Origin of the sequence: Rhodococcus sp. WS1, from assembly GCF_003797745.1 — a bacterium.
In the GTDB taxonomy this organism is placed as follows: domain Bacteria; phylum Actinomycetota; class Actinomycetes; order Mycobacteriales; family Mycobacteriaceae; genus Rhodococcus_F; species Rhodococcus_F erythropolis.
On the sequence record NZ_RKLZ01000001.1, the window covers coordinates 554294 to 579420 of the forward strand.

General features: G+C 62.7%; 28 protein-coding genes. 10 read left to right on the plus strand and 18 right to left on the minus strand.

Annotated elements, in window-relative coordinates:
* Positions 1-61: 61 nt before the first annotated feature.
* Complete coding sequence (locus EEB12_RS02460; protein ID WP_019748202.1) at positions 62-1447, plus strand: DUF349 domain-containing protein; 1386 nt, start codon at positions 62-64, stop codon at positions 1445-1447.
* A 92-nt stretch (positions 1448-1539) separates the two neighbouring features.
* Here EEB12_RS02460 and EEB12_RS02465 read toward each other — a convergent pair whose 3' ends face one another.
* Positions 1540-2130 (minus strand): hypothetical protein, encoded by a 591-nt coding sequence (locus EEB12_RS02465; RefSeq protein ID WP_020907525.1) that lies wholly within the window; start codon positions 2128-2130, stop codon positions 1540-1542.
* Complete coding sequence (gene miaB, locus EEB12_RS02470) at positions 2127-3674, minus strand: tRNA (N6-isopentenyl adenosine(37)-C2)-methylthiotransferase MiaB (RefSeq protein WP_044480362.1); 1548 nt, start codon at positions 3672-3674, stop codon at positions 2127-2129. Before miaB ends, EEB12_RS02465 begins: the two co-directional genes overlap by 4 nt.
* A 231-nt stretch (positions 3675-3905) precedes the next feature.
* On the opposite strand from miaB, the gene gluA reads away from it, so the two are divergent.
* The 4 genes from gluA (at position 3906) to EEB12_RS02490 (ending at position 7270) form a co-directional block, all read left to right on the plus strand.
* Positions 3906-4634, plus strand: a complete 729-nt coding sequence (gluA, locus tag EEB12_RS02475) for a glutamate ABC transporter ATP-binding protein GluA (RefSeq protein ID WP_007735175.1) — start codon at positions 3906-3908, stop codon at positions 4632-4634.
* A gap of 126 nt (positions 4635-4760) precedes the next feature.
* On the plus strand, positions 4761-5597 hold the full coding sequence (locus tag EEB12_RS02480) for a glutamate ABC transporter substrate-binding protein (RefSeq protein WP_020907523.1): 837 nt from the start codon (positions 4761-4763) through the stop codon (positions 5595-5597).
* Between the two features lie 99 nt (positions 5598-5696).
* Positions 5697-6377, plus strand: a complete 681-nt coding sequence (locus EEB12_RS02485) for an amino acid ABC transporter permease (protein ID WP_019748198.1) — start codon at positions 5697-5699, stop codon at positions 6375-6377.
* Positions 6374-7270: an amino acid ABC transporter permease gene (locus EEB12_RS02490; protein WP_007735172.1), complete on the plus strand. Its 897-nt coding sequence runs from the start codon at positions 6374-6376 to the stop codon at positions 7268-7270. Before EEB12_RS02485 ends, EEB12_RS02490 begins: the two co-directional genes overlap by 4 nt.
* Positions 7271-7385: 115 nt before the next feature.
* Here the strand turns inward: EEB12_RS02490 and recX are convergent, their stop codons facing one another.
* The 8 genes from recX to EEB12_RS30405 all read right to left on the minus strand — a co-directional run bounded on the left by recX (position 7386) and on the right by EEB12_RS30405 (position 13911).
* Positions 7386-7964, minus strand: coding sequence for a recombination regulator RecX (gene recX, locus EEB12_RS02495; protein ID WP_141487357.1), 579 nt, complete (start codon positions 7962-7964; stop codon positions 7386-7388).
* An 8-nt stretch (positions 7965-7972) separates the two neighbouring features.
* Positions 7973-9010, minus strand: coding sequence for a recombinase RecA (recA, locus tag EEB12_RS02500; protein WP_007735170.1), 1038 nt, complete (start codon positions 9008-9010; stop codon positions 7973-7975).
* Between the two features lie 305 nt (positions 9011-9315).
* On the minus strand, positions 9316-9510 hold the full coding sequence (locus tag EEB12_RS02505) for a DUF3046 domain-containing protein (protein ID WP_003942185.1): 195 nt from the start codon (positions 9508-9510) through the stop codon (positions 9316-9318).
* Positions 9511-9562: 52 nt separating this feature from the next.
* Positions 9563-10726: a glycosyltransferase gene (locus EEB12_RS02510; protein WP_141487358.1), complete on the minus strand. Its 1164-nt coding sequence runs from the start codon at positions 10724-10726 to the stop codon at positions 9563-9565.
* Positions 10727-10738: 12 nt separating this feature from the next.
* Positions 10739-12289 carry a glycerol-3-phosphate dehydrogenase/oxidase gene (locus tag EEB12_RS02515; RefSeq protein WP_141487359.1) on the minus strand — a complete coding sequence of 517 codons (1551 nt, stop codon included), beginning with the start codon at positions 12287-12289 and terminating at the stop codon, positions 10739-10741.
* Positions 12290-12291: 2 nt separating this feature from the next.
* Positions 12292-12930, minus strand: coding sequence for a TetR/AcrR family transcriptional regulator (locus EEB12_RS02520; protein ID WP_069146049.1), 639 nt, complete (start codon positions 12928-12930; stop codon positions 12292-12294).
* A gap of 73 nt (positions 12931-13003) precedes the next feature.
* Positions 13004-13717, minus strand: coding sequence for a PIG-L deacetylase family protein (locus EEB12_RS02525; RefSeq protein WP_019748191.1), 714 nt, complete (start codon positions 13715-13717; stop codon positions 13004-13006).
* A gap of 17 nt (positions 13718-13734) precedes the next feature.
* Positions 13735-13911: a hypothetical protein gene (locus EEB12_RS30405; RefSeq protein WP_003942133.1), complete on the minus strand. Its 177-nt coding sequence runs from the start codon at positions 13909-13911 to the stop codon at positions 13735-13737.
* 237 nt (positions 13912-14148) lie between these two features.
* Here EEB12_RS30405 and EEB12_RS02530 point away from each other — a divergent pair, with 237 nt between their 5' ends.
* Genes EEB12_RS02530 through EEB12_RS02540 form a run of 3 tightly spaced genes read left to right on the plus strand, consistent with a single transcriptional unit; the run spans position 14149 to position 16034 of the window.
* On the plus strand, positions 14149-14745 hold the full coding sequence (locus EEB12_RS02530) for a biotin transporter BioY (protein ID WP_019748189.1): 597 nt from the start codon (positions 14149-14151) through the stop codon (positions 14743-14745).
* A 6-nt stretch (positions 14746-14751) separates the two neighbouring features.
* Positions 14752-15432 (plus strand): energy-coupling factor ABC transporter ATP-binding protein, encoded by a 681-nt coding sequence (locus EEB12_RS02535; protein ID WP_070797201.1) that lies wholly within the window; start codon positions 14752-14754, stop codon positions 15430-15432.
* Positions 15429-16034, plus strand: coding sequence for an energy-coupling factor transporter transmembrane component T family protein (locus tag EEB12_RS02540; RefSeq protein WP_019748187.1), 606 nt, complete (start codon positions 15429-15431; stop codon positions 16032-16034). Before EEB12_RS02535 ends, EEB12_RS02540 begins: the two co-directional genes overlap by 4 nt.
* A gap of 39 nt (positions 16035-16073) precedes the next feature.
* Here the strand turns inward: EEB12_RS02540 and pspM are convergent, their stop codons facing one another.
* The 5 genes from pspM to pgsA form a co-directional block, all read right to left on the minus strand.
* Positions 16074-16919 carry a phage shock envelope stress response protein PspM gene (pspM, locus tag EEB12_RS02545; RefSeq protein ID WP_020907518.1) on the minus strand — a complete coding sequence of 282 codons (846 nt, stop codon included), beginning with the start codon at positions 16917-16919 and terminating at the stop codon, positions 16074-16076.
* Between the two features lie 31 nt (positions 16920-16950).
* The gene (gene pspA / locus EEB12_RS02550) at positions 16951-17763 is read right to left on the minus strand and encodes a phage shock protein PspA (RefSeq protein ID WP_003942098.1); all 813 of its coding nucleotides are present in this window, start codon (positions 17761-17763) and stop codon (positions 16951-16953) included.
* Positions 17764-17919: 156 nt separating this feature from the next.
* Entirely contained in the window at positions 17920-18300 is a 381-nt protein-coding gene (locus EEB12_RS02555) for a helix-turn-helix domain-containing protein (RefSeq protein WP_141487360.1), read from the minus strand.
* Positions 18301-18390: 90 nt separating this feature from the next.
* On the minus strand, positions 18391-18888 hold the full coding sequence (locus tag EEB12_RS02560) for a CinA family protein (protein ID WP_141487361.1): 498 nt from the start codon (positions 18886-18888) through the stop codon (positions 18391-18393).
* On the minus strand, positions 18885-19526 hold the full coding sequence (pgsA, locus tag EEB12_RS02565; protein WP_019748184.1) for a CDP-diacylglycerol--glycerol-3-phosphate 3-phosphatidyltransferase: 642 nt from the start codon (positions 19524-19526) through the stop codon (positions 18885-18887). Before pgsA ends, EEB12_RS02560 begins: the two co-directional genes overlap by 4 nt.
* Before the next feature lie 120 nt (positions 19527-19646).
* Here pgsA and EEB12_RS02570 point away from each other — a divergent pair, with 120 nt between their 5' ends.
* Both EEB12_RS02570 and EEB12_RS02575 read left to right on the plus strand, forming a co-directional pair.
* A complete protein-coding gene (locus EEB12_RS02570; protein ID WP_019748183.1) occupies positions 19647-20171 on the plus strand; it encodes an amino-acid N-acetyltransferase in 525 nt (174 codons plus the stop codon).
* 59 nt (positions 20172-20230) lie between these two features.
* Complete coding sequence (locus tag EEB12_RS02575; protein ID WP_020907517.1) at positions 20231-20515, plus strand: YciI family protein; 285 nt, start codon at positions 20231-20233, stop codon at positions 20513-20515.
* A 10-nt stretch (positions 20516-20525) separates the two neighbouring features.
* On the opposite strand, the gene EEB12_RS02580 is transcribed toward EEB12_RS02575, so the two are convergent.
* The 3 genes from EEB12_RS02580 to EEB12_RS02595 all read right to left on the minus strand — a co-directional run bounded on the left by EEB12_RS02580 (position 20526) and on the right by EEB12_RS02595 (position 25071).
* A complete protein-coding gene (locus EEB12_RS02580) occupies positions 20526-21506 on the minus strand; it encodes a TerC family protein (protein WP_019748181.1) in 981 nt (326 codons plus the stop codon).
* A 45-nt stretch (positions 21507-21551) separates the two neighbouring features.
* Entirely contained in the window at positions 21552-24323 is a 2772-nt protein-coding gene (locus EEB12_RS02585; protein ID WP_019748180.1) for a DNA translocase FtsK, read from the minus strand.
* Positions 24324-24447: 124 nt separating this feature from the next.
* Entirely contained in the window at positions 24448-25071 is a 624-nt protein-coding gene (locus EEB12_RS02595) for a TIGR03085 family metal-binding protein (RefSeq protein ID WP_003942175.1), read from the minus strand.
* Between the last annotated feature and the right edge of the window lie 56 nt (positions 25072-25127).

Consider the following 25127-nt stretch of genomic DNA (forward strand, 5'->3'; position numbering starts at 1 on the left):
GGGTTCAATGGAACCAGGAATGCGATCAGGCAGCCGTGACGCGCGGCAGAGACGAGGACCGATGACCGAGAACAGTGAACCCACCACCGGCGCCGACAGCAGTTCGGCCAGCCCGAGCCCGGCAGCACCCAAACCCGGTGCTCCCAAACCTGGTGGACCACGCCCCGGTGCGCCCCGCCCCGGAGCACCTCGCCCCGGCCCGGCAGCCTCGCATGCCGTCACCGCCGCGCCGGCCAGCGACCCGAGCAAGTTCGGCCGCGTCGAGGAAGACGGAACCGCCTGGGTGAAGACCGCTGACGGTGAACGCCAGATCGGTTCGTGGCAGGCCGGCGACGCCACCGAGGGCCTCGCCCATTTCGGTCGTCGCTACGACGACCTCGCGACCGAGGTCTCGCTACTCGAGGCTCGTCTGACGTCGGGCGCCGGAGACGCCAAGAAGACCAAGGCTGCCGCCATCGCTCTGTCCGAATCCCTCTCCACCGCTGCCGTGATCGGTGACCTCGACGCTTTGGCCCGCCGACTCGACGTGATCGTTGCCGGGTCCGACGAGGCCGCAGCGCACGCGAAGGAAGAGAAGGAACAGTCTCGCGCCGCGAGCACCGCCCGCAAGGAGGCCCTCGCAGTCGAAGCCGAACAGATCGGTTCGGAGTCGACCCAGTGGAAGACCGCGGGTGATCGTCTGCGCGAGATTCTCGACGAGTGGAAGACGATTCGCGGAATCGACCGCAAGGTCGACGACGCACTGTGGAAGCGGTACTCCAAGGCTCGCGAGTCCTTCAACCGACGGCGTGGAGCGCATTTCGCCGAACTCGATCGTGATCGTGCGAGCGCCCGTTCGACGAAGGAAGAACTGGTCGAGCGCGCCGAGAAGCTGTCGACCTCCACTGAATGGGGACAGACCGCTGGAGAATTCCGCGATCTTCTCAGCGAGTGGAAGGCTGCCGGCCGCGCACCGCGCGAGGCCGACGACAACCTGTGGAAGCGCTTCAAGGGTGCTCAGGACGTGTTCTTCGCCGCACGCAACGCTGCTGCATCCGAGCGCGACGCCGAATTCGAGCAGAACGCAGTCGCGAAGGAAGAGCTGCTCGCTGCGAACGCGAACATCGATCCGGCACACGGACTCGAGAACGCTCGTGCAGCGCTGCGCGACCTGCAGGAGAAGTGGGACGCGATCGGCAAGGTGCCGCGCGACCGGATGCAGGAACTCGAAGCGAAGCTCCGGGCCATCGAAACCAAGGTGCGCGACGCCGTCGACGCCGAGTGGCGTCGTACCGATCCGGAAGCACTTGCCCGGGTCGCGCAGTTCAAGGAGCGGGTCAGCCAGTTCGAGGAGCAGGCCGCCAAGGCTCAGGCTGCCGGCAAGACGAAGGACGCCGAGAAGGCTCTCGCTCAGGCAAAGCAGTGGCGTGAGTGGGCCGAAGCAGCCGAGAGCGCTGTCAGCGAGTAGCAGACGACAAACGAGTACGACTACAACGCCGGCTGACTCCGAAAGGAGTCAGCCGGCGTTGTCTTGCGCTATTGGCTAAGAGAACTTCCGTGTCAGCCGACGTTCCATTCCTGATGCTTCTCGGCTTCAGCCGCAGCGATCCGGCGTTGCTCCTCGGCGGCGAGCTGAATGTTGGTTCGCGTCCAGACCACCTTGAGCCAATGGAACGTCAAGAACACGACGGCAAACCATCCGATGACCAGCCCGATCGACGGTCCTGCCACGTTGAATCCGGCGGGAATGGTCTGACGTGACCAGACGGCCATCATTCCCAGCGCACTCGCCACGGCACTACCGGCCAGCGCGACCCACGCCAGACTCCAGCGCCGCGTCACGAGTGCGAGCATCGAGAATCCGATGCCGAAGATGACAACGAACCACACGAACAAGCGTGAGAACAGTGCAATCCGTTCACTTTCCGCGTCCTGGTTGTACGCGAGCACATCCCAACCGTTCGCCACTCCCGCATGGGGCAGTGCAAGGGTGCCGACCAGCACGAGCACCGCAACCGCGACAACCATGGCGCGCGCACCCGGATCGATTTCTCCCGCGACCTTGCGTTCCGCGTCGTCGAGGTCCTTGCGGTAGCCCTCGAAGGCGTCGTCGCCCGGCTGAGGTGTCTTGTTCTCGTGTTGCGAGGTCATGCGTTGCATCCCATCTGGACGGGTTGTGGGGCTGGGGCACCGATCTTCGGTAGTCCGAGACCTACGCCGATGGGCGGGGTCTTGGGTGTGATGCCCTTTTCGAACGAATCACCGGCGCGGGTCCGACGGTGTGTGAGCACTCCGTCATCTGCCACGAGGTGATGGGGGGCTCCGTGGGTGACGACGACCGTCACCACGTCGCCGGGTCGGATTGTGCCGTCGAGGTTTCCCTCGGGTCGGAAATGCACCAGGCGGCCGTCTCGCGCGCGACCGCTGAGACGGTGAGTCGCTGCGTTCTTGCGGCCCTCCCCCGCAGCCACCAGCAGTTCTACCTCGGTGCCGACGAGTTTGCGATTTTCCTCGATGTTCACTTCTTCCTGAACCGCGAGCAATCGCATGTAGCGTTCCTGGACAACCTCTTTGGGGAGTTGATCGGCCATCTCCGCCGCCGGCGTGCCCGGGCGCTTGGAGTACTGGAAGGTGTAGGCGTTGGAGAATCGCGCCTTACGCACGACGTCCAGCGTCTCCTCGAAATCCTCTTCCGTCTCCCCCGGGAACCCGACGATGATGTCCGTGGTGATGGCGGCGTGCGGCATTGCGGCGCGCACCTTCTCGATGATCCCGAGGTACTTCGACTTGCGGTACGAGCGCTTCATCGCCTTGAGAACCTTGTCCGAACCGGACTGCAACGGCATGTGCAGTTGTGGGCAGACGTTGGGAGTGGTTGCCATCGCTTCGATGACATCATCGGTGAACTCTGCCGGGTGCGGCGATGTGAACCTGACCCGTTCGAGGCCGTCGATGTGTCCACATGCCTTCAAGAGGGAAGCGAAGGCTCCGCGATCGCGCGGTTGCTCCGGATCGGCGAACGACACGCCGTAGGCGTTGACGTTCTGTCCGAGCAGGGTCACTTCCGAGACACCCTCGTCGACGAGTGCCTGCACCTCGGCCAGAATGTCGCCGGGACGTCGATCCACTTCCTTGCCACGCAAGGCCGGAACGATGCAGAACGTGCATGTGTTGTTGCAGCCCACCGAGATGGAAACCCAACCTGCATAAGCAGATTCGCGCTTGGCTGGCAGTGTCGACGGAAACGCCTCGAGTGCGTCGAGGATTTCGACCTCGGCGCGCTGATTGTGACGCGCGCGGTCGAGCAGCGCGGGAAGCGAGCCGATGTTGTGAGTGCCGAAGACGACATCGACGAACGGCGCCTTCTTGACGACGGTGTCACGATCCTTCTGCGCCAGGCACCCACCGACCGCGATCTGCATGTCGGGGTTCGCCTCCTTGTTCGGGGCGAGCTGGCTGAGGTTGCCGTACAACTTGTTGTCCGCGTTCTCGCGGACCGCACACGTATTGAAGACGACAAGATCAGGATCGGTTCCGGTCTCCGCCTTCGAATACCCGGCGTCCTCGAGCAGACCGGACAGTCGCTCGGAATCGTGGACGTTCATCTGACAGCCGTACGTCCGCACCTCGTAAGTGCGAACAGGCGTAGCAGTTGCCTCCGGAACTGCAGTCGGCTCCGGAAGTGCAGGGGACATTTCGTCGATCAGTGACACGCTTCAGCCTAGCTCACGTCCACTACGACGTGTAATAACGCCCTGATAAACAGCCGAAACGCGACATAAACGTCGTCACAGTAAAATTTCCATTACATATGACAAGAACCATGGCGAAATCACGGGCGTCGACGCAAACTACGCCTAAGGTTCTCGTTTATGACCCAAGCCGACGATGCGACGACGCCGACCACCTCCGGCGATTCCACATCCATGATTTCGATGACCTCGGTGAACAAACACTTCGGGGAACTTCACGTCCTGCAAGAGGTCAATCTCGAGGTACCCAAGGGCCAAGTGGTGATCGTCCTCGGTCCGTCGGGCTCCGGTAAGTCGACTCTGTGCCGCACCATCAATCGCCTCGAACCCATCGACTCCGGCACCATCGCCGTCGACGGAAAGACGCTCCCCGAAGAGGGCAAAGCACTTGCCGCACTTCGTGCCGACGTCGGGATGGTCTTTCAGTCTTTCAACCTGTTCGCGCACAAGACGATCCTCGAGAACGTCATGCTCGCACCGATGAAGGTCCGCAAGGCAAAAAAGGACGAAGCCAAGAAGACCGCGCAGGCGTTGCTCGAACGTGTCGGTATCGCCAATCAGGCCGACAAGTACCCGGCGCAGCTTTCCGGCGGTCAGCAACAGCGTGTCGCCATTGCTCGCGCTCTCGCGATGCAGCCGAAGGTGATGTTGTTCGACGAGCCCACCTCCGCTCTCGACCCCGAGATGGTCAACGAAGTCCTCGACGTCATGACCTCCCTCGCGAAGGAAGGCATGACCATGCTCGTGGTCACGCACGAGATGGGCTTCGCGCGCAAAGCCGGCGATCGTGTGCTGTTCATGGCTGACGGCCAGGTCGTCGAAGACACCACGCCCGAAGAGTTCTTCACCCATCCCAAGTCGGATCGGGCCAAGGACTTCCTCGGCAAGATCCTCACGCACTGATTACAGTCTCCCCTCCGACAGTCCTGTCCTCGTCCACAAGACAACTTGCTCGACTGCACCGTTCACCTCGGCTGCACCGTTCATCTCGACTGCACTGTTCGTGTGTCGACAACTGAGAGGATCTTCATGAAGATCAATCGTTCCGTCCGTTTCGGAATCGGAATCATGGCCATTGCGTTCGCTGCCACGGCCTGTGGCGGCGGCGAGGAGAACAAGTCGATCACCGAGAGCGCTTCCGACGGCACTCTCACCGTCGGCATCAAGTTCGATCAGCCCGGCCTCGGTCAGCGCAACCCTGACGGCACCTTCTCCGGCTTCGACGTCGAGGTAGCCCGTTACATCGCAAACGAACTCGGCGTGAAGCCCGAAGGCATCACCTTCAAGGAATCTCCGTCAGCCCAGCGCGAGACCCTGATCCAGAACGGCGAGGTCGACTACATCGTCGCAACATACTCGATCACCGACACGCGCAAGGAAAAGGTCAGCTTCGGCGGCCCGTACTTCATCGCAGGCCAGTCGCTGCTCGTTCGCTCCGACAACACCGACATCACCGGCCCCGATTCCCTGACCGGCGGCAAGAAGCTCTGCTCGGTGTCGGGTTCGACTCCGGCGCAGAACATCCAGGACAACTACGCAAAGGACGTCCAGCTCCAGCCGCTCGACACCTACTCCGCTTGTGTCGAGGCTCTGCGCAACGGCGCTGTCGACGCTGTCACCACCGACGACATCATCCTCGCCGGCTACGCTGCCCAGTACCCGGGCGAGCTGAAGGTCGTCGGAGAACCGTTCACGACCGAAAAGTACGGTGTCGGCCTGGCCAAGGACGATTCCGAGGGTCGCGGCAAGATCAACGATGCCATCGAGAAGATGATCTCCACCGGCGCGTGGGAAGAAGCCTTCAACAACACCGTTGGTGCTTCGGGCTACCCCATCCCGGCCCCGCCCACCGTTGATCGTTACTGACCTGCTTTTTTCACCGTCAATCGCGCTGCGGCTCCCCACTTCGGGAGCCGCAGCGCGTGACGCCACCAACGGAGATCCCGTGATCTGGGGAGACGGCAAGTGAACCTTCTGAGCAAGTACGGCGACCAGATTCTGGAAGCCTTCTGGACCACGATCCAGCTGACGTTCTTCTCCGCGATCGGCGCCGTCATCATCGGTGTCCTGATCGCGGCCATGCGCGTGTCACCGGTTCCGGTCGCCCGATTCCTGGGTACCGCGTACGTGACCGTGTTCCGCAACACCCCCCTGACACTGATTCTGCTGTTCTGTCTGTTCGGTCTGTCGCAGACGCTCGGAGTCAATCTCGCCAAGTCGGACTCACCGACGTTCTTGACAGACAACAACTTCCGACTCGCAGTACTCGGCCTCAGTGTCTATACCGCCGCGTTCGTGTGTGAGTCACTTCGATCGGGAATCAATACCGTTCCGGTCGGCCAGGCCGAAGCGGGCCGATCACTCGGTCTGTCGTTTGCACAAAATCTTCGGCTGATCGTCCTGCCTCAGGCATTTCGCGCGGTCACAGCACCGCTGGGTAGCGTGCTGATCGCACTGACCAAGAACTCGACCATCGCCGCGGTGATCGGCGTATCCGAAGCGTCAGCGCTGATGAAGAAGATGATCGAAAACGAAGCGGCGATCTTCGTCGTCGGTGGAATCTTCGCTGTCGGTTTCGTGATCCTGACACTTCCCATGGGCTTGATCTTCGGCAAGCTGAGCAAGCGATTCGAGGTTTCACGATGAGCAACCGCGCAACAGTCCTCTACGACGCGCCCGGCCCCAGAGCGCGAAATCTCTACCGATTCGCGTCCCTTGTCGTCGCTGCACTCATGGTCGCAATCGGTTACGTCATCTACCGCGCACTCGACGAAAAGGGCCAGCTGACAGCAGCGAAGTGGGATCCGTTCCTCGAATCCACGTCGTGGACAACGTATCTGATACCCGGCATCCGGGGAACGCTGATCGCGGCTGCGATGTCCATCGTCTTTGCGCTCATCCTCGGTTCTGCCCTGGGTATCGGCCGACTCTCCGAGCACAACATCATTCGGAAGATTTGCGGCGTCATCGTCGAATTGTTCCGAGCAGTACCGGTTCTGATTCTGATGATCTTCTCGTATCAGGTGTTCGCCGAATACGAGGTCTTCAAGTCCAAGTACCTCGCACTCGCGGCAGTCGTCGTGGGTCTGACTCTGTACAACGGGTCAGTGATCGCCGAGATCGTCCGTGCCGGAATCAACTCACTCCCACGAGGGCAAAGTGAGGCCGCCAAGGCACTGGGCATGCGCAAGACGCAGATCATGGTGACGATCCTGCTCCCCCAGGCGGTTACCGCCATGCTCCCGGCACTGATTTCACAGATGGTCGTGGCGTTGAAGGACTCCGCCCTCGGTTACCTGATCGGGTATGTCGAACTGGTGCGTCAGGCCCAACAACTCGGCACCTTCTACGGAAACTTCCTGCCGGCGCTCATCGTGGTCGCCGCGATTATGATCGCTCTCAACTCGGCTCTGACCTTCCTGGCAACCAAGGTGGAGAAGCGCCTGCGTTCCGGAAAGCGAAAGGGTAAGGGCCCCATCGCGGCTCCGTCCGCCGACCCAGCCGTTTCGGTTCCGGGCATGGACCTGACCAAGCCGTGAATCAGATGGAGCCGTGAGTCGAATCCAGCCGCGTTAGCGCGAATACACAACAGGGCGGGGGTACCACCGAATTTCGGTGGTACCCCCGCCCTGTTGTTCTGAATGCTGCACTTCGCTATGAGTCGGTGACCGCCGCCATCTCGGCTTTGACCACCTCGTACGACATCCCAGCTGAATATCCCTTGCGTGCCAGCATCGAGACCAGTCGACGCGTGACCTTGTCACGATCATCGACGGGCTTGTTCTTCAGCTTCCGCCGAACCAGCTCCGCTGCTCGCTCGCGCTCATCTTCCGGATCGATCTGCGACAACGCTTCGGAAGCGACGTCCTGGTCGATTCCTTTGAGCCGCAACTCGACTGCAAGCGCACGCTTTCCCTTGCCCGAGTACGTATGCCGCGAATGAACCCATTGGTTCGCGAAGTCCGCGTCGTCGATCAACCCGATTTCCTGGAGTCGATCGAGGACCTTGGTAATGATCTCGGGTTCGAAGCCGCGTCCGCTCAGCTTGGTTTCCAGTTCGGAGCGGCTGCGCGCCCGGTCGGTCAGAAGGCGCAGGCAAGCATCTTTGGCCTGCGCCTCTGTCCCGCCTTCTGCGCGTTGCGACGGCATCTCGGATCGTTGACGGGATCGACGCCGAGGAGCGCCGTACTCTTCACGAGCATTCTCGCCGTTGTCACCGTCGTCGAAGCTCATGACTGAACTCAGAAGTCGGCGGGAGCTTCGTCGGTTGCAGTGACGTCAGCACCGATACCGAGCTTTTCCTTGATCTTCTTCTCGATCTCGTCACGGATATCGGTGTTCTCCAGCAAGAACTTACGAGCATTTTCCTTGCCCTGACCCAACTGGTCACCTTCGTAGGTGTACCAGGAGCCGGACTTGCGGATGAACCCGTGCTCGACACCCATATCGATGAGCGAGCCTTCCTTGCTGATGCCCTGGCCGTAAAGAATATCGAACTCGGCCTGCTTGAACGGCGGCGCGACCTTGTTCTTGACGACCTTGACTCGGGTGCGGTTACCGACTGCGTCGGTACCGTCCTTGAGAGTTTCGATACGACGGATGTCGAGGCGGACCGAAGCGTAGAACTTCAGTGCCTTACCACCGGTGGTGGTTTCGGGAGAACCGAACATCACGCCGATCTTCTCGCGAAGCTGGTTGATGAAGATGACGGTGGTGCCCGAGTTGTTCATGGCACCGGTGATCTTGCGCAGTGCCTGGCTCATCAGTCGAGCCTGCAAACCGACGTGGCTGTCACCCATCTCGCCTTCGATCTCGGCGCGAGGAACAAGAGCGGCCACGGAGTCGATCACGACGATGTCGAGGGCGCCCGAACGGATCAGCATGTCGGTGATTTCGAGGGCCTGCTCACCCGTATCGGGCTGCGAGACCAGGAGTGCATCGGTGTCGACGCCCAGCTTGGCTGCATAGTCGGGATCGAGTGCGTGCTCCGCGTCGATGAACGCCGCGATGCCGCCGTTGGCCTGAGCATTGGCAACTGCGTGCAGTGCCACGGTGGTCTTACCCGAAGATTCCGGGCCGTAGATCTCGATGACGCGGCCACGCGGCAGTCCGCCGATACCCAGCGCGACGTCGAGCGCGATGGAACCGGTGGGAATGACGGCGATGGGCTGACGAACACCCTCGCCCAAGCGCATCACCGAACCCTTGCCGAAGTTCTTGTCGATCTGCGCCAACGCGAGGTCGAGTGCCTTGTCCCGATCAGGTGCCTGTGGTGCCATCGTGATCCCCATCCTTGTTTCAGTCTTCAGTGCCTGCCTGAGCAGACTCCGTCTCTTCAGCGCCTGCCTGAGCCGACCCTGTTGGTGTGTTGCGATCAGAGTAGATCCGGCCACCGACAGACTTTTCGATCTTGCTTTCGCGCTTGTCGATCACTGTGCTTGTCGATCACTGTGCTTGTCGATAACCGTGCTTGTCGATAACCGAAAGTTCGCAGTTACGAAAGGAGCGTCACCACCGAACAGCTTCAGCATAGACGAACACGTGTTCGAACAGAAGATGGGAGACGTTCGACACGCCGAAAAAATCAGCGGCGGGCGGGCGGTACGTCGAACTCCACACAGAGCGCACGCCACACTTCGCGAGGCTCCCAACCTGCTTCGACGGCCTCCGCAGCAGTCATTCCGTCGAGACTCTGGAGTACATGGTCGATCAGCATCGAGTCGCCTCGTACCTGCCCGAACTCTTCGCGCACCATTTCATGAAATTCGGTCAACCGCACAGCCGCCACCGTAGTCCACAGAACGGTGCACCTGCATTCAGGCGCAACATGCTCACGCCGTCACACCGCCGTTGACCACCTGTCGGCACACCGCCACCGGATCGGTGACCTGCGACGCAGTCGCGGCAGCGGACATCGCAGCTTCCGCGAATCGTTTGTCGGAGAGCACCTGCAGTACGGCATCGCGAATCGAGCGGGCATCTGCGGGCCGCACGATCACCGACGTCCCTGCCCGCGCAGCGCGATTGGCCAACTCCCACTGGTCCCCACCCCCGGGAACGACGACCGTCGGCACGCCGGCCAGCAAGGCCTTCGCCAACATGCCGTGCCCGCCGCCGCACACCAACACCGACGCGTCACGCAGCATCGCGTCCTGGCGTCCGAGACCTGCACGAACCCAATCGGGATGCTCGCCTTCGGCTCCGTCGAGCATCGACGCGATCAGTCGCACACCGGCGCCGCCGAGTCCTTCGACCGTGCCCTCGAACATTCCCACTGCGCCGGTGTGCGCCGTGGACGGCGCCACCATGACCAGCGGTTCGTCACCTGGCGGTGGGTCCAGAATCACCTCGGTCGGCTCCCAGAGAAGCGGGCCGACGACGTGAGCGTGCTCCGGCCAGTCGGGACGTGGCACTTCCAGTGCCGGAAGTGTTGCGATCAGGCGAGCATGCGGGCCTGGATCCAGGGCGGGTAGCCCGATGCCGACACGGGCCTGCGAGCGCTGCGCCAACCCTTGCTTGATCGAACGTCCTGTTGCGGCGCGCATCAGGGTGTCGCGAAGTCGACCACGAATTCCGATGCCGGGCGCGAGCCCACTGCCGATCGGCGGTAACCCCCGCGACGGTGAGTACAGCGGGTGAGGCGAAAGTTCCACCCAGGGGACGCCGAGCCGTTCGGCGGCCAATCCGCCTCCGGCAGTGAGGATGTCGGAGACGACGAGATCCGGGGAGACGGATTTCAGGTCGGGAAGCAGTTCGGTGGAAATATAGGCGGCGCGCGAATGAATCCGAGCGCCTGCATCAAGATCGTCGTCTCCCGGCCGCGGGGCCAAGCCCTTGAGAGGCTCGGCTTCCACGCCGGCCGCTCGCGCTGCCTCGACCCACCGGGTCCCCGTGTACAGAATCGGGTCGTCGCCGGCCTGGATCAACGCCAGCGACAACGCTATTGCGGGAAAAGCATGACCCGGGTCCGGCCCGGCAACAACGGCTACACGCACCGGATCAGAGTGTCACACCGAGTGAAAGGCCTGTTCCGCCGCACCCAGTGCGCGTTCGCGATCCGAAGCCACCAATCCGATTCTCGTCCTGCGATCAAGGACGTCGTCGACGTCGAGTGCGCCTTCATGCGATACCGCGAAATCGAACTCGGCGCCGCAGATCTCCAAGTCCGCAACCGATCGGAGTCGATCGCTGCTCGCCGCGGCCACGACCTCGGCCTCTGTGCCGTATCGCACCACCAACGACGCCGGTGCCTTGATCTTTTTCAATTCCACCGGTGATGCAGCGCCTACCAGCGGCAACGCGCGTGTCCGACACGCCCCGGCGCTCAGCGATCCGACCTCGACCGCGGCGTCGACGGCGTCTTCGGCCATCTTGCGGTACGTCGTGAGTTTTCCGCCCACCACCGTGACCAAGCCCGAGTCCGAACGGACTACAGCGTGATTGCGCGAGAGGTCGGCCGTCGAGCCTTCACCGGTGTCCAGCAGCGGACGCAGACCCGCGAAGGTCCCCAAGACGTCCTCACGGGTCAGCGGAACTTCCAACGCCGTGTTCACGGTGTCGAGCAGGAAGTCGATCTCGTCCTCGGACGCCGTCGGTACGTCGGGCACCGGTCCCGGCGCTGCTTCGTCGGTCAACCCGAGGTAGATCCGGCCGAGCTGCGCGGGCAGCGCGAAGACGAAACGGTTGGTCTCGCCGGGAATCGGCACGGTCAGTGCTGCCGTGGGGTTCCCCAATCGCGCTGCATCGAGCACCAGGTGCGTCCCGCGGCTGGGGCGCAGGGTGATGCTGGAGTCGACCTGATCAGCCCAGACACCGGTCGCATTGACCACGACGCGGGCACGCATCAAGAACTCGGACCCGGTCAACTCGTCGCGCAAGGTGGCCGACGTTCCGGATACGTCGTATGCACCGACGCGGGTCAGGATTCGCGCGCCGTGGGACGCTGCGGTTCGGGCGATGCCGACGACGAGGCGGGCGTCGTCGATGAGCTGCCCGTCGAACGCGGTCAAGGCGCCGCGTAAGTTCTCCTGCTTGACCGCGGGAGCCAATTCGCGCGCTCGCGCAGCGCTGACCGTCCGTGATCTGGGTAAAACCGAAGCTGGGGTTCGCGCCGACATGCGCAGAGCGTCACCGGCCAGGAAACCGGTACGCACCAGGGCCTTCCCGAAGAACGACGTTTCGGGCAACAGCGGTACGAGTTGAGGCATGGCGCGAACGAGGTGCGGCGCGGTGCGCGTCATGAGAATGCCGCGCTCGACCGCACTTTCACGCGCTATACCGACATTGCCGGAAGCCAGGTACCGAAGGCCGCCGTGTGCCAGTTTCGAACTCCAGCGGCTGGTGCCGAACGCGAGGTCGTGCTTTTCGACCAGCGCAACACTGAGCCCACGAGTCACGGCGTCGAGAGCGACACCGACACCGGTGATTCCGCCGCCGATGACCAGGACGTCAACCGAATCGCCGTTCGCCAACTGCTCGAGCTCACGAGTACGCCTCTGTGCATTGAGAGCTGAATCGCCGCCTGCTGAATCACTGCCTGCTGAATCTCGAGGGTCCACAGCTATTCTCCCGAATTCTTTGCAGGTGCCAGATACGCAGCGACCGCATGTCTGAGTTGCTCGACCGACGCGTCGGCGGAAAGTTCCGGCGCGAGAGTCGGTGCGGAGATGACGACGGACTGAGCCATCAGTAGAACCATCGCCGCAATCTCGTTGACGCTTCCCTCGCGAATCGAACCGTCTTGTTGACCGGCAGCGACGACGGAAGTGATCAGTTCGAGAATCGACTTCTGGCTCGCGCCGAGTCGGTCCACGATGTAGGTGGTGAGCAACTCTTGATCAGCGTGCCGAATCTTCACGAAGAGCGGATGGTCGCGAATCTGGCCGACGACGTCCCCGATCGCTTCCACGAGCAATGTGGCCGCAGACCCGGTGAAGGTCACCTCGGGCAGCACCGATCGAATCTCCCGGGTGAGCAGATCCGCGACGACGGCTCGCGTGTCCGGCCATCGCCGGTAGACGGTCGGCCGGCTCACGCCGGCGCGACGCGAGATCTCCGCCAGTGTGGTTCGCTGCATTCCGAAATCGAGGACACACGACCTTGCTGCGTCGAGAATCACGTCGTCGATCTCGCGGCTGGGGATGCGCTGACCGTCTGCCTTGCGAGGGACAATTGGGCCATCTGCGTTACGGATTACCATCGTGTGTAACACAATACCGGACAAGTCACCGGTAATCCCGTCGGGACTTGCGAGTTCTCTCGCTCAGAGATCATCAGAAATAGTACAACTCGAAACCAACTGCGCGCTCGGCGTCGAATCCAGGCTTCGGTCCGCTGACCATGTCGATCTGTGCGCGCGCCTGTTCCCGGATCGGCGTGGAACTCAACGCCGCCAGATATCGCGCATGTTCCGCGAGCGAATCCACGGCGCGATCGACCGTCGACGTCACGTCGACGCAGTGTGTAGGAGTCATCGTGTTGACCGCAACCCACCGAACGCCGGACCACGGCGCCAGTCCCTGCGCCGTCAATGACGGAAAGATCCATTCGTTCGCCGCATCAGCGGTCGCGTCCAGGACGCTGATCCCGAGCGCTCGGTGATCCGCGCTGTTGAGGTAGCCAGGCCCCCAGGTATGGGAGAAGTTCATCGTCACCACTAATTCCGGGCGGTGACGACGAATTGCTGCGGCGAGAGTCGAGCGCAACTCCAAGCCTTCCACGAGACGACCGTCGGGCAGGCCGAGGAACTCCACCTCACTGACACCGACGATCGCGGCCGAGCGACGCTCTTCTTCCTCGCGGACCGGGCCGGACTCCTCGGGCGACAGACCGGCGATTCCGGCCTCGCCGCGCGTGGCCAGGACATATCGCACGTCTTTGCCGCGATCGGTCCACTGCGCCACTGCTGCGGCTGCGCCGTATTCGATGTCATCGGGATGCGCCACGATGACAATCGCGCGCTGCCAGTCCTCGGGGAAGTTTTCCATAGGGCAGATCTTGCCCGTCAGAACCGCGAAGCGGGCGAATTGTCGTCACTTCCCGACATCGCCTTCACCAGGAAATAGATTCCGAAGCCGACGGCGCCGACAACCAAAACCCAGAAAAGCCCCTTGATCAGGGCACCGACCACCGCGAGTGCGACCCACACCAGGACGACGGCTAAAACGATCTTCCAAAACATGCTTACCTCCAACGTGCCGTTGAATAATCAGTCGAATCGGACAGGTGCTGCGTCGTCCGTAGAACCAGCCTGACAGGTCTGGCGTGACAAAGCAGCAGCTCAGCGGCAAGTTCAGGTAAAGATCAGGGTTCACCCCGAGACCGGCCCTCACGCAGGTCAGGTGTCCAACCCATCGGAGCTTGCTCCTGGCGTAAACTCGCGAAGTTCGATCCCGTATGCCGAAGGAGCACGTCCGCAGTGTCTACGACCCGTTTCCCCGCTCGCGATCTCGCGCATGTAGCCGTCTTCGCCGCACTCATCATCGCGCTGGGCCTACCCGGGTCGATCAACATCGGCATTTCCGGCGTGCCGATCACACTTCAGTCCATGGGCGTCATGATGGCCGGCGCTCTACTCGGACCGCGCAAGGGTGTTCTCGCCGTCCTGACGGTCATTGCCCTGGGATTGGTCGGGCTACCGGTCCTTGCCGGCGGTCGCACCGCACTCGTGTCCCTCTCCAGCCCGACGGCCGGATTCCTCATCGGTTGGATCCCGACGGCGTTTGTCATCGGATGGCTGACTGCCAAGATGCTGCCCAAGTACCGGATCATCGCGGGCATCGGCATCAACCTTCTCGGCGGCGTCGTCATTCTCTACGCGTTCGGCATCGTCGGAATGATGGTCCGCGGACACATGAGCTTCGTTGCCGCATGGTCGGCCAACGCCGCCTTCATTCCTCTCGACGCCGCAAAAGCGGTCGTCACCGCGTTGGTCGCGTCCCAGGTCCATCGGGCATACCCGGCACTACTGCGCGACTCGGTGATCTCGTCGAACAAGACCGTGGTGGCGAATTAATCTCCGATGAGTGAGATCGTCTTCGAGAACGTCGGACACAGCTTCGGTGAACGAACGGTCCTGCAGCAGATAAATCTGCGACTGAGCGAGCAGCGAATCGGAATCGTGGGTGCGAACGGAAGCGGCAAGTCGACCCTCGCTCGCATGATCAACGGACTGGTCGTTCCAACGGAAGGACGCGTCCACGTCAACGGCTTGGACACGGCGAAGAAGGGCCGCGACGTACGCAAGCAGGTCGGATTCGTCTTCACCGATCCCAACCACCAGATCGTGATGCCGACGGTTGCCGAGGACATCGAATTCTCGCTCCGCCGTAGCGGATTGGGCAAAGCCGAGCGCGCCGCAAAGGTGGCCTCGGTGCTCGAACGCTACGGCCTCGCCGGGCACGCCGACCATCCCACCCACCAGCTTTCCGGCGGGCAGAAACAGCTCCTCGCGCTCGCGGCCATCATGGTGACGGAACCGAACGTACTCGTCGCCGACGAACCCACCACGCTCCTCGACCTTCGCAACTCTCGGCTGATCAGTTCGGTATTCGAGTCACTCGATCAGCAACTTATCGTCGTGACCCACCAACTCGATCTCCTCGAATCCTTCGAACGGGTGTTGGTCGTCGACCAAGGCCGCGTCGTCGCTGACGGCTCCCCCGCCGACTCCATCGATCACTACCGGTCGTTGGTCTCGTGACCACTCTCGGCGTCTACCGACCGGGCTGCTCACTCCTGCACCGGATGCCGACGGGGATCAAGCTCTTCGCCTTGGTCGTGGCCATCCTCGCCGTCTCGATCTTCGTGCGTGAGCCGTGGCAACTGGCTGCTCCCACGATCGTCGTTGTGGCCCTGTACGCGATTGCGCGCATTCCTCCGATGACTGCAATCCGGCAGCTGCGTCCAGCGCTGTGGATGTTGCTCTTCATCGGGGCGTTTCAGCTGGTAGTCGCGGGATGGCAGCGAGCGGCCGTCGTTTGCGGGGTTCTGATCATTTCGATCGCCTTCGCGGCGATCATGGGTCTGACCACACGGATCTCCGAGATGCTCGACGCGATCACCAGATTCCTGACACCCTTGCGACGCTTCGGCGTCAATCCCGAACGGATCGCCTTGCTCCTCGCAATGACGATCCGGTGTATCCCGCTGATGTTCGAGGTCATCACACAGGTGTCCGAGGCACGCAAGGCGCGAGGGCTCGGATTCTCGCTGCGATCCTTCGCAGTGCCGGTCATCGTCGGCACCCTGATGACCGCGGACGCAATGGGTGAAGCATTGGCGGCCCGCGGCGCCGACGACTGAGACGTCGAACAGGGAGCATTGACCCGGCGCGAGGGCCGATCAGTTGTACTTGCGGGTGATGTCGTCCACCTCGCCGATGGCGTCGGCAAGCGCCGAGAGCCGCTCGGCGGCCGCGTGCAGCGCCGAAAGCTCTCGGTTGAATCCCACGAGCGCCGACGGGCTGTGAGGCGCTGTCAGAGCAGCTGCCGAGGTCACCAGATCCTCGTACTGATCCAAGCCCGACTGCAACTCACGGACTGCGCCGTCGATGGTGGGATCAAGAGGTTCGGTTACCTTCGGCGTCGCGGCCACGGCGCGTTCCATCGCGACGACATCCGAAGACACCGCGAACATCGCTCTCAGTGCCGAATCGGCGGTAACAGTGATTTCGTCCAACTCACCGGGGTCGATGGTGTCGGCGCGTCTGAGCACACTCAAGATCTCGAACAGCGAAGTCTCGGCGCCGATGAGGCGCGACATCGGGATGAACGCGCGAGACGACGACGGTGGCAACCGCCTGCGAATCGGCGCGGACGGCGGTGGGCCGGAACTCATCGAACGGTAGCGGCCGACCGCGATCACGGCGGGAACCGCGAACAGTGCCGCTCCCCCGCCTGCCACGACCACCGACCACTCGGGAGCCGACGCGACGGCGAGGCCGGCCGTGCCGACCACGGATCCGCCGGACATGAAACCCCAACGCTGAGCGCGTCGGCGCGCACGGGCACGCTTGCGCTCGAATTTGGCCCGCGGGTCCTGCCACCGCCGAGCGGCATCCGCCGCCGAAAGCCCGACCTCGCGCAATGTATCCGCGGTGCGTCCCAAGGCTCCGAAAGCGCCGGATACGGAAACGGGAACGGCCGACCGGGGCTCACGCCCAGATCGACCGTCTCGTGAAGAAAACATCAGAGCATCACTGCCGACATCGAGGATTCGGCTACTGCCCGGTCTGACCGGCAGCCGGGGGCTGCTTCTCGACGGACGGAGTCGCGGGAGTGGCTGCTGCGCCGCCGGACGGCAGCGCCTCGCCCTTCATGGATGCACGAATCTGCTCGAGGCGACTGTGCCCTGCCATCTGGACCGAGGCCTGCTGGACCTCCATCATGCGGCCCTGAACGGAGTTCTGGGCGAGCTCGGCCGAGCCGAGTGCGTCAGCGTAGCGACGTTCGATCTTGTCGCGCACAGCATCGAGGCTGGGTGTGTTGCCCGGAGCCGACAGCGTGCTGTCCATGGAACGAAGGGACTCGCTCACGCGCTCCTGCATCTTGGCCTGCTCGAGCTGGCTGAGCAGCTTGGTGCGCTCGGCAACCTTTGCCTGCAGAGTCATCGCGTTCTGCTCGACGGCCTTCTTGGCCTGAGCGGCTGCCTGCAAGGACTGGTCGTGCAGTGCCTTCAGATCCTCGACGCCCTGCTCGGCCGTCACCAACTGGGCCGCAAAAGCTTCTGCAGCGTTGGTGTACTGAATCGCCTTGTCGTTGTCGCCGGCAGCAGCGGCCTGATCGGCGAGGTTGACTGCCTGGCGCGCGTTGGCGTTGAGCTTTTCGACCTCGTCGAGTTGACGGCTGAGCTTCATCTCGAGTTGACGCTGATTACCGATCACCGACGCAGCCTGCTGGGACAACGCCTGATGCTGGCGCTGTGCGTCCTCGATCGCCTGCTGAATCTGAACCTTTGGATCTGCCTTCTCATCGATCTTCGAATTGAAGAGCGCCATCAGGTACTTCCAGCCCTTGACGAAAGGATTAGCCATTGGTTTGATCCTGCCTCCATCTGATGCGCCGCGCCGAACGCGACCCGGAGCGCGACCGTCGCGCACCGAAACAAGGGCTGCGCCCTATCTGCTCTGACCCCACCTGCTGGAAACCGGCGGTTACGTACAAAATCTATCGGTTACGGCCGGTAGTGGCTACGCCGCCGCCAACCTTCGAGCGTTCGGTGCCGGAATCACGACGCGGGTGTCGCGTGCGATAGTCGGCGAACCGGAAGCCGAGACAGAGCCGGAAGCAGACACGGCCGGTTCGGCAACCTGCCGACCAGCTACCGGAGCGCTCTTCTTCTTGGCCAGGGTCTCGCTCACGTCGACCAGCACGTCGGACAGTGGGACTGCGAGCGCATCACAGATCGCCGCCAACAATTCGCTCGATGCTTCCTTACGTCCACGTTCCACTTCGGACAGATAGCCCAAGCTCACACGCGCGCTGTTCGACACCTCACGTAGCGTGCGGCTCTGCGAAACGCGCGTACGCCGGAGACTGTCACCGATTGCCTCACGCAATAGCAGCGCCATCTCGCTCCTCCTTCATCCGTGACCTCATCGTGCATGGTCGTACGTCTTCACAATCGTCAACGTCCGAACACATCCGATTGGTTCCCGAGCCTATCGTGCCGCACGCTCTACGACACGATCACGCAACCGCGACACGGCAGTCGCGACCGCGGTTGTCCGAATCTCCCACCGTTCGCCGCCGAGCGCGAGCGGTTCGCATTCGGTTCCGTCAGGGCCGGCGATACCGAGAAACACTGTTCCGACCGGGTGTCCGTCCTGCTCACTCGGACCGGCGACTCCGGTCAGACCGATACCCCAGTCCGCACCGCACTTCGTCCGGGCACCGAGCGCCAATGCCACCGCCGTGCTCTCGGACACGGGGCCGTCCGTTGCCAGGCGGCCTGGATCCACACCAGCCAGCGTTGCTTTCAGGTCGGTCGCGTACACGACCAGGCCCCCGCGCAGCACCACGCTCGACCCCGGCACCGACGCGACTGCAGCCGTGAACAACCCTGCTGTCAGAGATTCGGCGGCGGCGACAGTCTGCTTCGCGGCGCCGAGGGCCTCGACAAGTTCGACCACTCCGAGTCCGAGCAGCGGGTCGGTCATGACTCGACTGCGCGAACTCCGGCGCGAAGCCTGATCGCCTGCACGATGTATTCGATTCCCGTCGCCACCGTCAGCACGACGGCAGCAGCCATCAGCAGCCCGCTGACGATGTCCCAACTGCTCGGCAGCGGGCAGAGGTAGAACCCGATCGCAACGGCCTGCACGAGGGTCTTGAGCTTGCCGCCCTTGCCCGCCGGGATGACCGCGTGCCGCAGAACCGCGAACCGCAGCAGCGTGATTCCGAGTTCCCTGGCGATGATCACTCCGGTCACCCACCACGACAGATCACCGAGAACCGAGAGACCGATCAGCGCGGCTCCGATCAGCGCCTTGTCCGCGATCGGGTCCATGAGTTTCCCGAAATCGGTGACCAGACCGTACTTCCGAGCCAATTGGCCGTCGATCCGATCCGTGATCGCGGCGACGATGAACACGCCCATCGCACCGAGACGCCACCACGTCGAGTGTCCGCCGTCGACGAACAGAACAACGAGAAACACCGGAACGAGAACCATTCGGATCATCGTGAGAATGTTCGCGATGTTCAGCAACGGAACCGGGTTGTCCGCGACAGGTGTGCCGTCGGACGGGCCGACGGCGGCGCGATGGGCGTCGGTCTGATCACGCGGGGTACTCATCGGATCACCGCACAGGCGGTGAGCCGAACCCGGGATACAGCCGAGCGGCGCGGGAATTGCGTGGGGCGGACAGGCACGCGACTTAGAATATCGGTAGGGCCATTGACTAATGTGCACCACATGACTTCGACCGCGCCGACCTATACCGAGAGCCAGTTGATCGTGCGTCGCGCGCGAACGTCGGACATCCCCGAAATCAAGCGTCTGATCGACATCTACGCCGGCAAGATCCTCCTCGAGAAGAATCTCGTGACGCTGTACGAGGCAGTCCAGGAGTTCTGGGTCGCCGAGCGGGGTGACCAGGTAATCGCTTGCGGCGCACTGCATGTGCTGTGGGCGGACCTGGGTGAGATCCGCACCGTAGCAGTCGATCCGACTGCGAAAGGGCAGGGCGCAGGTTTCCACGTCGTCGACAAACTCATCGAGGTCGCCAAGGAATTGGAGTTGGAACGGTTGTTCGTTTTGACGTTCGAGACCGAGTTCTTCCACCGTCACGGATTCGCGGAGATCGACGGCACTCCCGTCACCGCCGAGGTCTATGCGGAAATGTGTCGGTCCTACGACGCCGGCGTCGCCGAGTTCCTCGATCTGAGCTATGTGAAACCCAACACACTCGGCAATACTCGCATGCTCCTGACACTTTGAACCGTTCAGACTCTTCAAACACACCCGTCTCGATCACCAGCCTCCGAAAGCGGTTCACGATGTCGTTGTTCCTCGTCGAATACACCTACGCACCCGAGAAGAACCCTCAGCGCGACGAAGTCCGCAGCGATCACCGCGCCTGGCTCGCGGATCTGGTTTCCCGCTCGATCGTTCTGTCATCTGGCCCGTTTGCAGATGGAAACGGCGCGCTGATCATCGTCGACGCCGCTGACGCCGACACCGTTTCACTCCTCTTCACCCACGATCCGTTCGCGATCGCCGATTTGATCGAGAAGGTCCGGATCACCGAGTGGGTTCCGGTATTGGGTCAGTTCAGCGCCTGAGAGCGTCGGCCTACTCCCCGGCCCGGTCGCGAGTCTTCAACAGGCTCGCGACCGTCGTCACCGCCAATACTCCGATGATCACTCCGAGTGAGAGTGCCGTGGAGATCTCCGGCACGGAGACGTGTTCACCTCCGTTGACGAACGAGAGGGTGTTCTCGTGCAACGCGTGAAGTACCAGTTTCACACCGATGAACGCCAAGATTATCGAGAGCCCGTACGAGAGATAGACCAGCCGTTCGAGCAACCCGCCGATCAGGAAGTACAGCTGCCGTAGGCCCATCAGCGCGAAGGCGTTGGCGGTGAACACCAGATACGGTTCCTGAGTCAGACCGTAGATCGCCGGAATCGAATCGAGCGCGAAGAGCACGTCGGCAAAGCCGATTGCGATGAGCGCCAACAACAACGGAGTCACGACGCGCTTGCCGTCGATCCGGGTAATCAACTTGTCGCCGTCGTATTCCTCGGTAGTCGGCAGCACCCGTTTCACGAGCGAGATGATGCGACTGTCGCGCTTCTCCTCGGCTTCCTTCTCATGCCCGTGATCGCGGATCAGGGTGTACGCGGTGTAGATCAAGAACGCACCGAAGAGGTAGAACACCCAGCTGTATGCGTTGATGGCGGCGGCACCGACACCGATGAAGATTCCGCGCATCACCAACGCGAGGACGATGCCGATCAGCAATACCTTCTGCTGGAACTCTCGTGGCACCGCGAAGGTCGACATGATGATCACGAAGACGAACAGATTGTCGACCGAGAGCGCCTTTTCCGTGACATAGCCGGCGAAGTACTCACCGCCGTACGTGGTGCCCCAGATCCACATCACGACGAGGCCGAAGACGATGGCGATCGAGATGTAGACCGTCGACCAGAATGCGGACTCCCGGAAGGTCGGCGCATGCGGCGTGCGGACGTGGGCGAAGAAGTCGAAGACGAACAGGCCGAGGATCACCACGATCGTGATTCCCCAAGCCAACGGCGTCACATGCACGGGTTCCTCCGGTCGTCTGTCGACGGCTTGTCCGCCGAGGTGTCCCTACTCGTCTGCGGGTGCCTCATCCGGGTCGCCGCCGCGAATCGACCACAGCAGACCGTCGAGTTCCTCAGGCTTCATGAGTACCTCGCGGGCCTTCGAGCCCTCGCTGGGTCCGACGACGCCACGATTTTCCATGAGGTCCATCAGTCGGCCGGCCTTGGCGAACCCGACTCGCAGCTTGCGCTGAAGCATCGACGTCGAACCGAACTGGCTGGTGATCACCAATTCCACGGCCTGCAAGAGGACATCCATGTCGTCGCCGATGTCGGGGTCGACGTCCTTCTTCTCCCCGGCCTTCTGCGCGGTGACACCTTCGGTGTACTCGGGCTCCGCCTGGTTCTTCGCGAAGTCGACGACCGCCGAGATTTCTTCGTCGGTGATGAACGCGCCCTGCATACGGGTCGGCTTACCCGCACCCATGGGCAGGAAGAGGCCGTCACCCATACCGATGAGCTTCTCGGCGCCTGGCTGATCGAGGATGACTCGCGAGTCCGTCAGTGAAGACGTCGCGAACGCCAGACGAGACGGCACGTTGGTCTTGATCAGGCCGGTGACGACGTCGACGGACGGGCGCTGCGTTGCCAGCACCAGGTGGATACCGGCAGCACGGGCTTTCTGCGTGATGCGGACAATCGCTTCTTCGACGTCGCGGGGAGCGGTCATCATGAGGTCGGCCAGCTCGTCCACAATTGCCAGGATGTACGGGTACGGACGGTAGACGCGCTCGCTGCCCAGCGGGGCGGTGATTTCGCCGGACTTGACCTTGGAGTTGAAGTCGTCGATATGACGCACCCGGTTGGCCTGCATGTCCTGGTAACGCTGTTCCATCTCCTCGACCAACCAGGCCAGCGCTGCCGCGGCCTTCTTCGGCTGAGTGATGATCGGCGTGATCAGGTGCGGGATACCTTCGTACGGCGTGAGCTCGACCATCTTCGGGTCGATGAGGATCATCCGTACTTCTTCCGGCGTTGCTCGGGTGAGCAACGATACGAGCATCGAGTTCACGAAGCTCGACTTACCCGAGCCGGTCGAACCTGCCACCAGAAGGTGGGGCATCTTCGCGAGGTTGGCACTGACGAAGTCACCTTCGATGTCCTTGCCCAGACCGATCACCAGTGGATGGTGATCGCGTCGGGTGCTCGGCGCGTTCAGCACGTCGGCGAGGCGAACCATTTCGCGGTCGGAGTTCGGTACCTCGATGCCCACCGCGGACTTACCCGGAATGGGGGCCAGGAGACGGACGTTGTCGGTAGCCACTGCATAGGCGATGTTGCGGGCGAGCGCGGTGATCTTCTCGACCTTCACGCCTGGGCCGAGTTCGACCTCGTACCGCGTCACTGTCGGGCCTCGGGTGAATCCGGTAACGGCGGCGTCGATCTTGAACTGTTCGAGGACCTCGCTGATCGCTTCGATCATCGCGTCGTTCGCAGAACTGCGGAGCTTGGGCGGGTCCCCTTCGATCAGCAACGTCGTCGGAGGGAGGTTGTAGTCGCCGTCGGTGACCCGATCGGTGACGAAGTGTTCCTTCTCCTCCGGCTCCGGTTCGGGTTTCGGCACAGGCTTGGCGATAGGGACGGAACGGGCCGGCACCTTGGGGCGCGGCGCCGGAGTCTCCACGACGGGCGCGGCAGCAGCCACGACGGGCTCGTCGGGTACTGCGGTGTCGTCGGCGTTCCACAGACCGAGTACTTCGGTCTTCTTGTCGCCGGATTCGAACTCGTCCGTCGGGTAGTTGTCGATCGGTGCGCGTCGGCTGGTCCGCTTGGCGGGCTTGAGCGGTGGCTCGGCGTAGGTGTCGACCGGGTAGCCGTCGGCGTCGAACAGTGAAGGATCGTAAGCAGATTCGCCGTAGTGGTGCTCGCCATCCTCGTCGAATTCGGATCCGTAGTCGCCGTATTCGTCCGAGCGATACGAGGCACCGAAGAAGGACTGGAACTTGCTCGGCACCTCACGCAGCGTGGTTCCGGTCAGAAGGAGGATTCCGAATCCGGCGGCGATGACCAGCAGCGGCGCAGACAGCCAGACGGTGAGCCCGTTGGTGAGCGGGCCCCCCACGACGTACCCGACGAACCCTGCTCCGTTGGAGCGACCGGTGGAGTCTGTCGGTGAACCCGAGATGATGTGCCAGAGGCCGAGCGCCGGCAGACCGACCAGCAACGATCCCATGATCAGTCGGGGGCGGATCTCAGGTTTCGGTTCTGTGCGCATCAACAGGATCGCGAGGCCGACGCCGACGATGGGGAGCACGGCCGAGGCCGCGCCGAAGATAGCGCGCACAAGGGTGTCGATGCCGCCGCCGATCGGACCACCGGCCTTGAACCAGACGCCGCCGGCGATGACGACGCTGAATGCGATCAGGCCGAGCGCTATTCCGTCGCGGCGGTGGCCGGCTTCGATCTCGCCGACCTTACTGACGGTGCGTGTGGTGGCGCCGACGCCGCGGGCAGCCAGGGACCACCCGGCTCCGATTCCCTTGCCGACAGCCGCCAACGGGCTGGCCCGCTGAGACGTTTTCGATACCGGGCGGCGCGCGGCCGACGACGTACCGGAGGCCTTCTTGGGCGCTGGCTTGGAGCCTTTGCCCGAGGCCGGGCGCCCACCAGCCCTGGCCGAAGTCGTGACGTTCCGAGGAGTCGACACGGTCCGTGTGGTGCGCGAGGTGCGAGGTTTTGCGGTCGTGCGCGCACTCGGAGTGGAGGCTGACGACCTGGTCGATGCCCTGGACGTGGACGTGCTTGTACTGGATCCCCGGGCGCTCGACTTACCTGCCATGGAGTTCAGGCTAGTCTGTGCGACCCCATCTGGACCATCCGCAACACCAGCAACACTGGTCGCGAGTGCGAAACGTGATCTTCGCAACCCGTCGTTCGAGCGCCACTCAGGTAGAAAAAGGCAATCAGAAACTGCGATCGAGCGCCATCACGGATTGGACGTCGGCCAGTTCACCTTTGGCTTCGATCTTCACTTCGTTGCGACCGAATGCGTGCAGCAGCAACTCGGCGGGTTCGCCCTGCAAGACAACACTGCGAGAGCCGGATTTATGGACGACCGCACTCTCGCCGGAGGGAAGTTCGAAAATTACCTCGACAGCAGCCTTGCGGTAGCCCATCTTGCCGATCTGGCGTGCGTACTTCCACAGCTGAGCCTGCCGACCCTCCGACAACGGACGCGGCGCCCAGTTCAGATGTGCGCGGCGTACATCTTCGTGGTGAACGAACATCTCGGTGGTGTTGACCTGCGCGTCGAGCCAGTACATCGGCGACCATCGCGGCGGCCCGCTCCGAACGTCGTCGAGGATCTCCTCCCACGGACGCGCCGCTGCGGCCTTTCGAACGCTCTCGGTGTGACCGGCAAGAGGGCTCAACATGATTCCGGGAGCGGCGTCGAGACGCCGCTCCCGGACAATCAGATGTGCTGCCAGGTCACGATTGGTCCACTCCCCACACAGTGTCGGAGCATCGGGGCCGAACTCGACCATGCTGTCCACCAGGGCGAGTCGTTCGTCATGAGCGAAGGTCACCTTCGCCAAAGTACTCGAACCGGACCGGGTTCGAGCGGAAGCGACCTGCTGTGCCG

Coding starts and splice junctions, on each gene's coding strand:
- EEB12_RS02465 (WP_020907525.1), bottom strand. CDS start 2,130: ATGACCTCGCAACACGAGAACAAGACACCTCAGCCGGGCGACGACGCC.
- EEB12_RS02585 (WP_019748180.1), bottom strand. CDS start 24,323: ATGGCAGGTAAGTCGAGCGCCCGGGGATCCAGTACAAGCACGTCCACG.
- pspM (WP_020907518.1), bottom strand. CDS start 16,919: ATGTTTTCTTCACGAGACGGTCGATCTGGGCGTGAGCCCCGGTCGGCC.
- EEB12_RS02575 (WP_020907517.1), top strand. CDS start 20,231: ATGTCGTTGTTCCTCGTCGAATACACCTACGCACCCGAGAAGAACCCT.
- EEB12_RS02525 (WP_019748191.1), bottom strand. CDS start 13,717: ATGGAAAACTTCCCCGAGGACTGGCAGCGCGCGATTGTCATCGTGGCG.
- EEB12_RS02535 (WP_070797201.1), top strand. CDS start 14,752: ATGAGTGAGATCGTCTTCGAGAACGTCGGACACAGCTTCGGTGAACGA.
- gluA (WP_007735175.1), top strand. CDS start 3,906: ATGATTTCGATGACCTCGGTGAACAAACACTTCGGGGAACTTCACGTC.
- recX (WP_141487357.1), bottom strand. CDS start 7,964: ATGAGCTTCGACGACGGTGACAACGGCGAGAATGCTCGTGAAGAGTAC.
- EEB12_RS02570 (WP_019748183.1), top strand. CDS start 19,647: ATGACTTCGACCGCGCCGACCTATACCGAGAGCCAGTTGATCGTGCGT.
- pgsA (WP_019748184.1), bottom strand. CDS start 19,526: ATGAGTACCCCGCGTGATCAGACCGACGCCCATCGCGCCGCCGTCGGC.
- EEB12_RS02490 (WP_007735172.1), top strand. CDS start 6,374: ATGAGCAACCGCGCAACAGTCCTCTACGACGCGCCCGGCCCCAGAGCG.
- EEB12_RS02555 (WP_141487360.1), bottom strand. CDS start 18,300: ATGGCGCTGCTATTGCGTGAGGCAATCGGTGACAGTCTCCGGCGTACG.
- EEB12_RS02560 (WP_141487361.1), bottom strand. CDS start 18,888: ATGACCGACCCGCTGCTCGGACTCGGAGTGGTCGAACTTGTCGAGGCC.
- EEB12_RS02520 (WP_069146049.1), bottom strand. CDS start 12,930: ATGGTAATCCGTAACGCAGATGGCCCAATTGTCCCTCGCAAGGCAGAC.
- pspA (WP_003942098.1), bottom strand. CDS start 17,763: ATGGCTAATCCTTTCGTCAAGGGCTGGAAGTACCTGATGGCGCTCTTC.
- EEB12_RS02480 (WP_020907523.1), top strand. CDS start 4,761: ATGAAGATCAATCGTTCCGTCCGTTTCGGAATCGGAATCATGGCCATT.
- recA (WP_007735170.1), bottom strand. CDS start 9,010: ATGGCACCACAGGCACCTGATCGGGACAAGGCACTCGACCTCGCGTTG.
- miaB (WP_044480362.1), bottom strand. CDS start 3,674: ATGTCCCCTGCACTTCCGGAGCCGACTGCAGTTCCGGAGGCAACTGCT.
- EEB12_RS02460 (WP_019748202.1), top strand. CDS start 62: ATGACCGAGAACAGTGAACCCACCACCGGCGCCGACAGCAGTTCGGCC.
- EEB12_RS30405 (WP_003942133.1), bottom strand. CDS start 13,911: ATGTTTTGGAAGATCGTTTTAGCCGTCGTCCTGGTGTGGGTCGCACTC.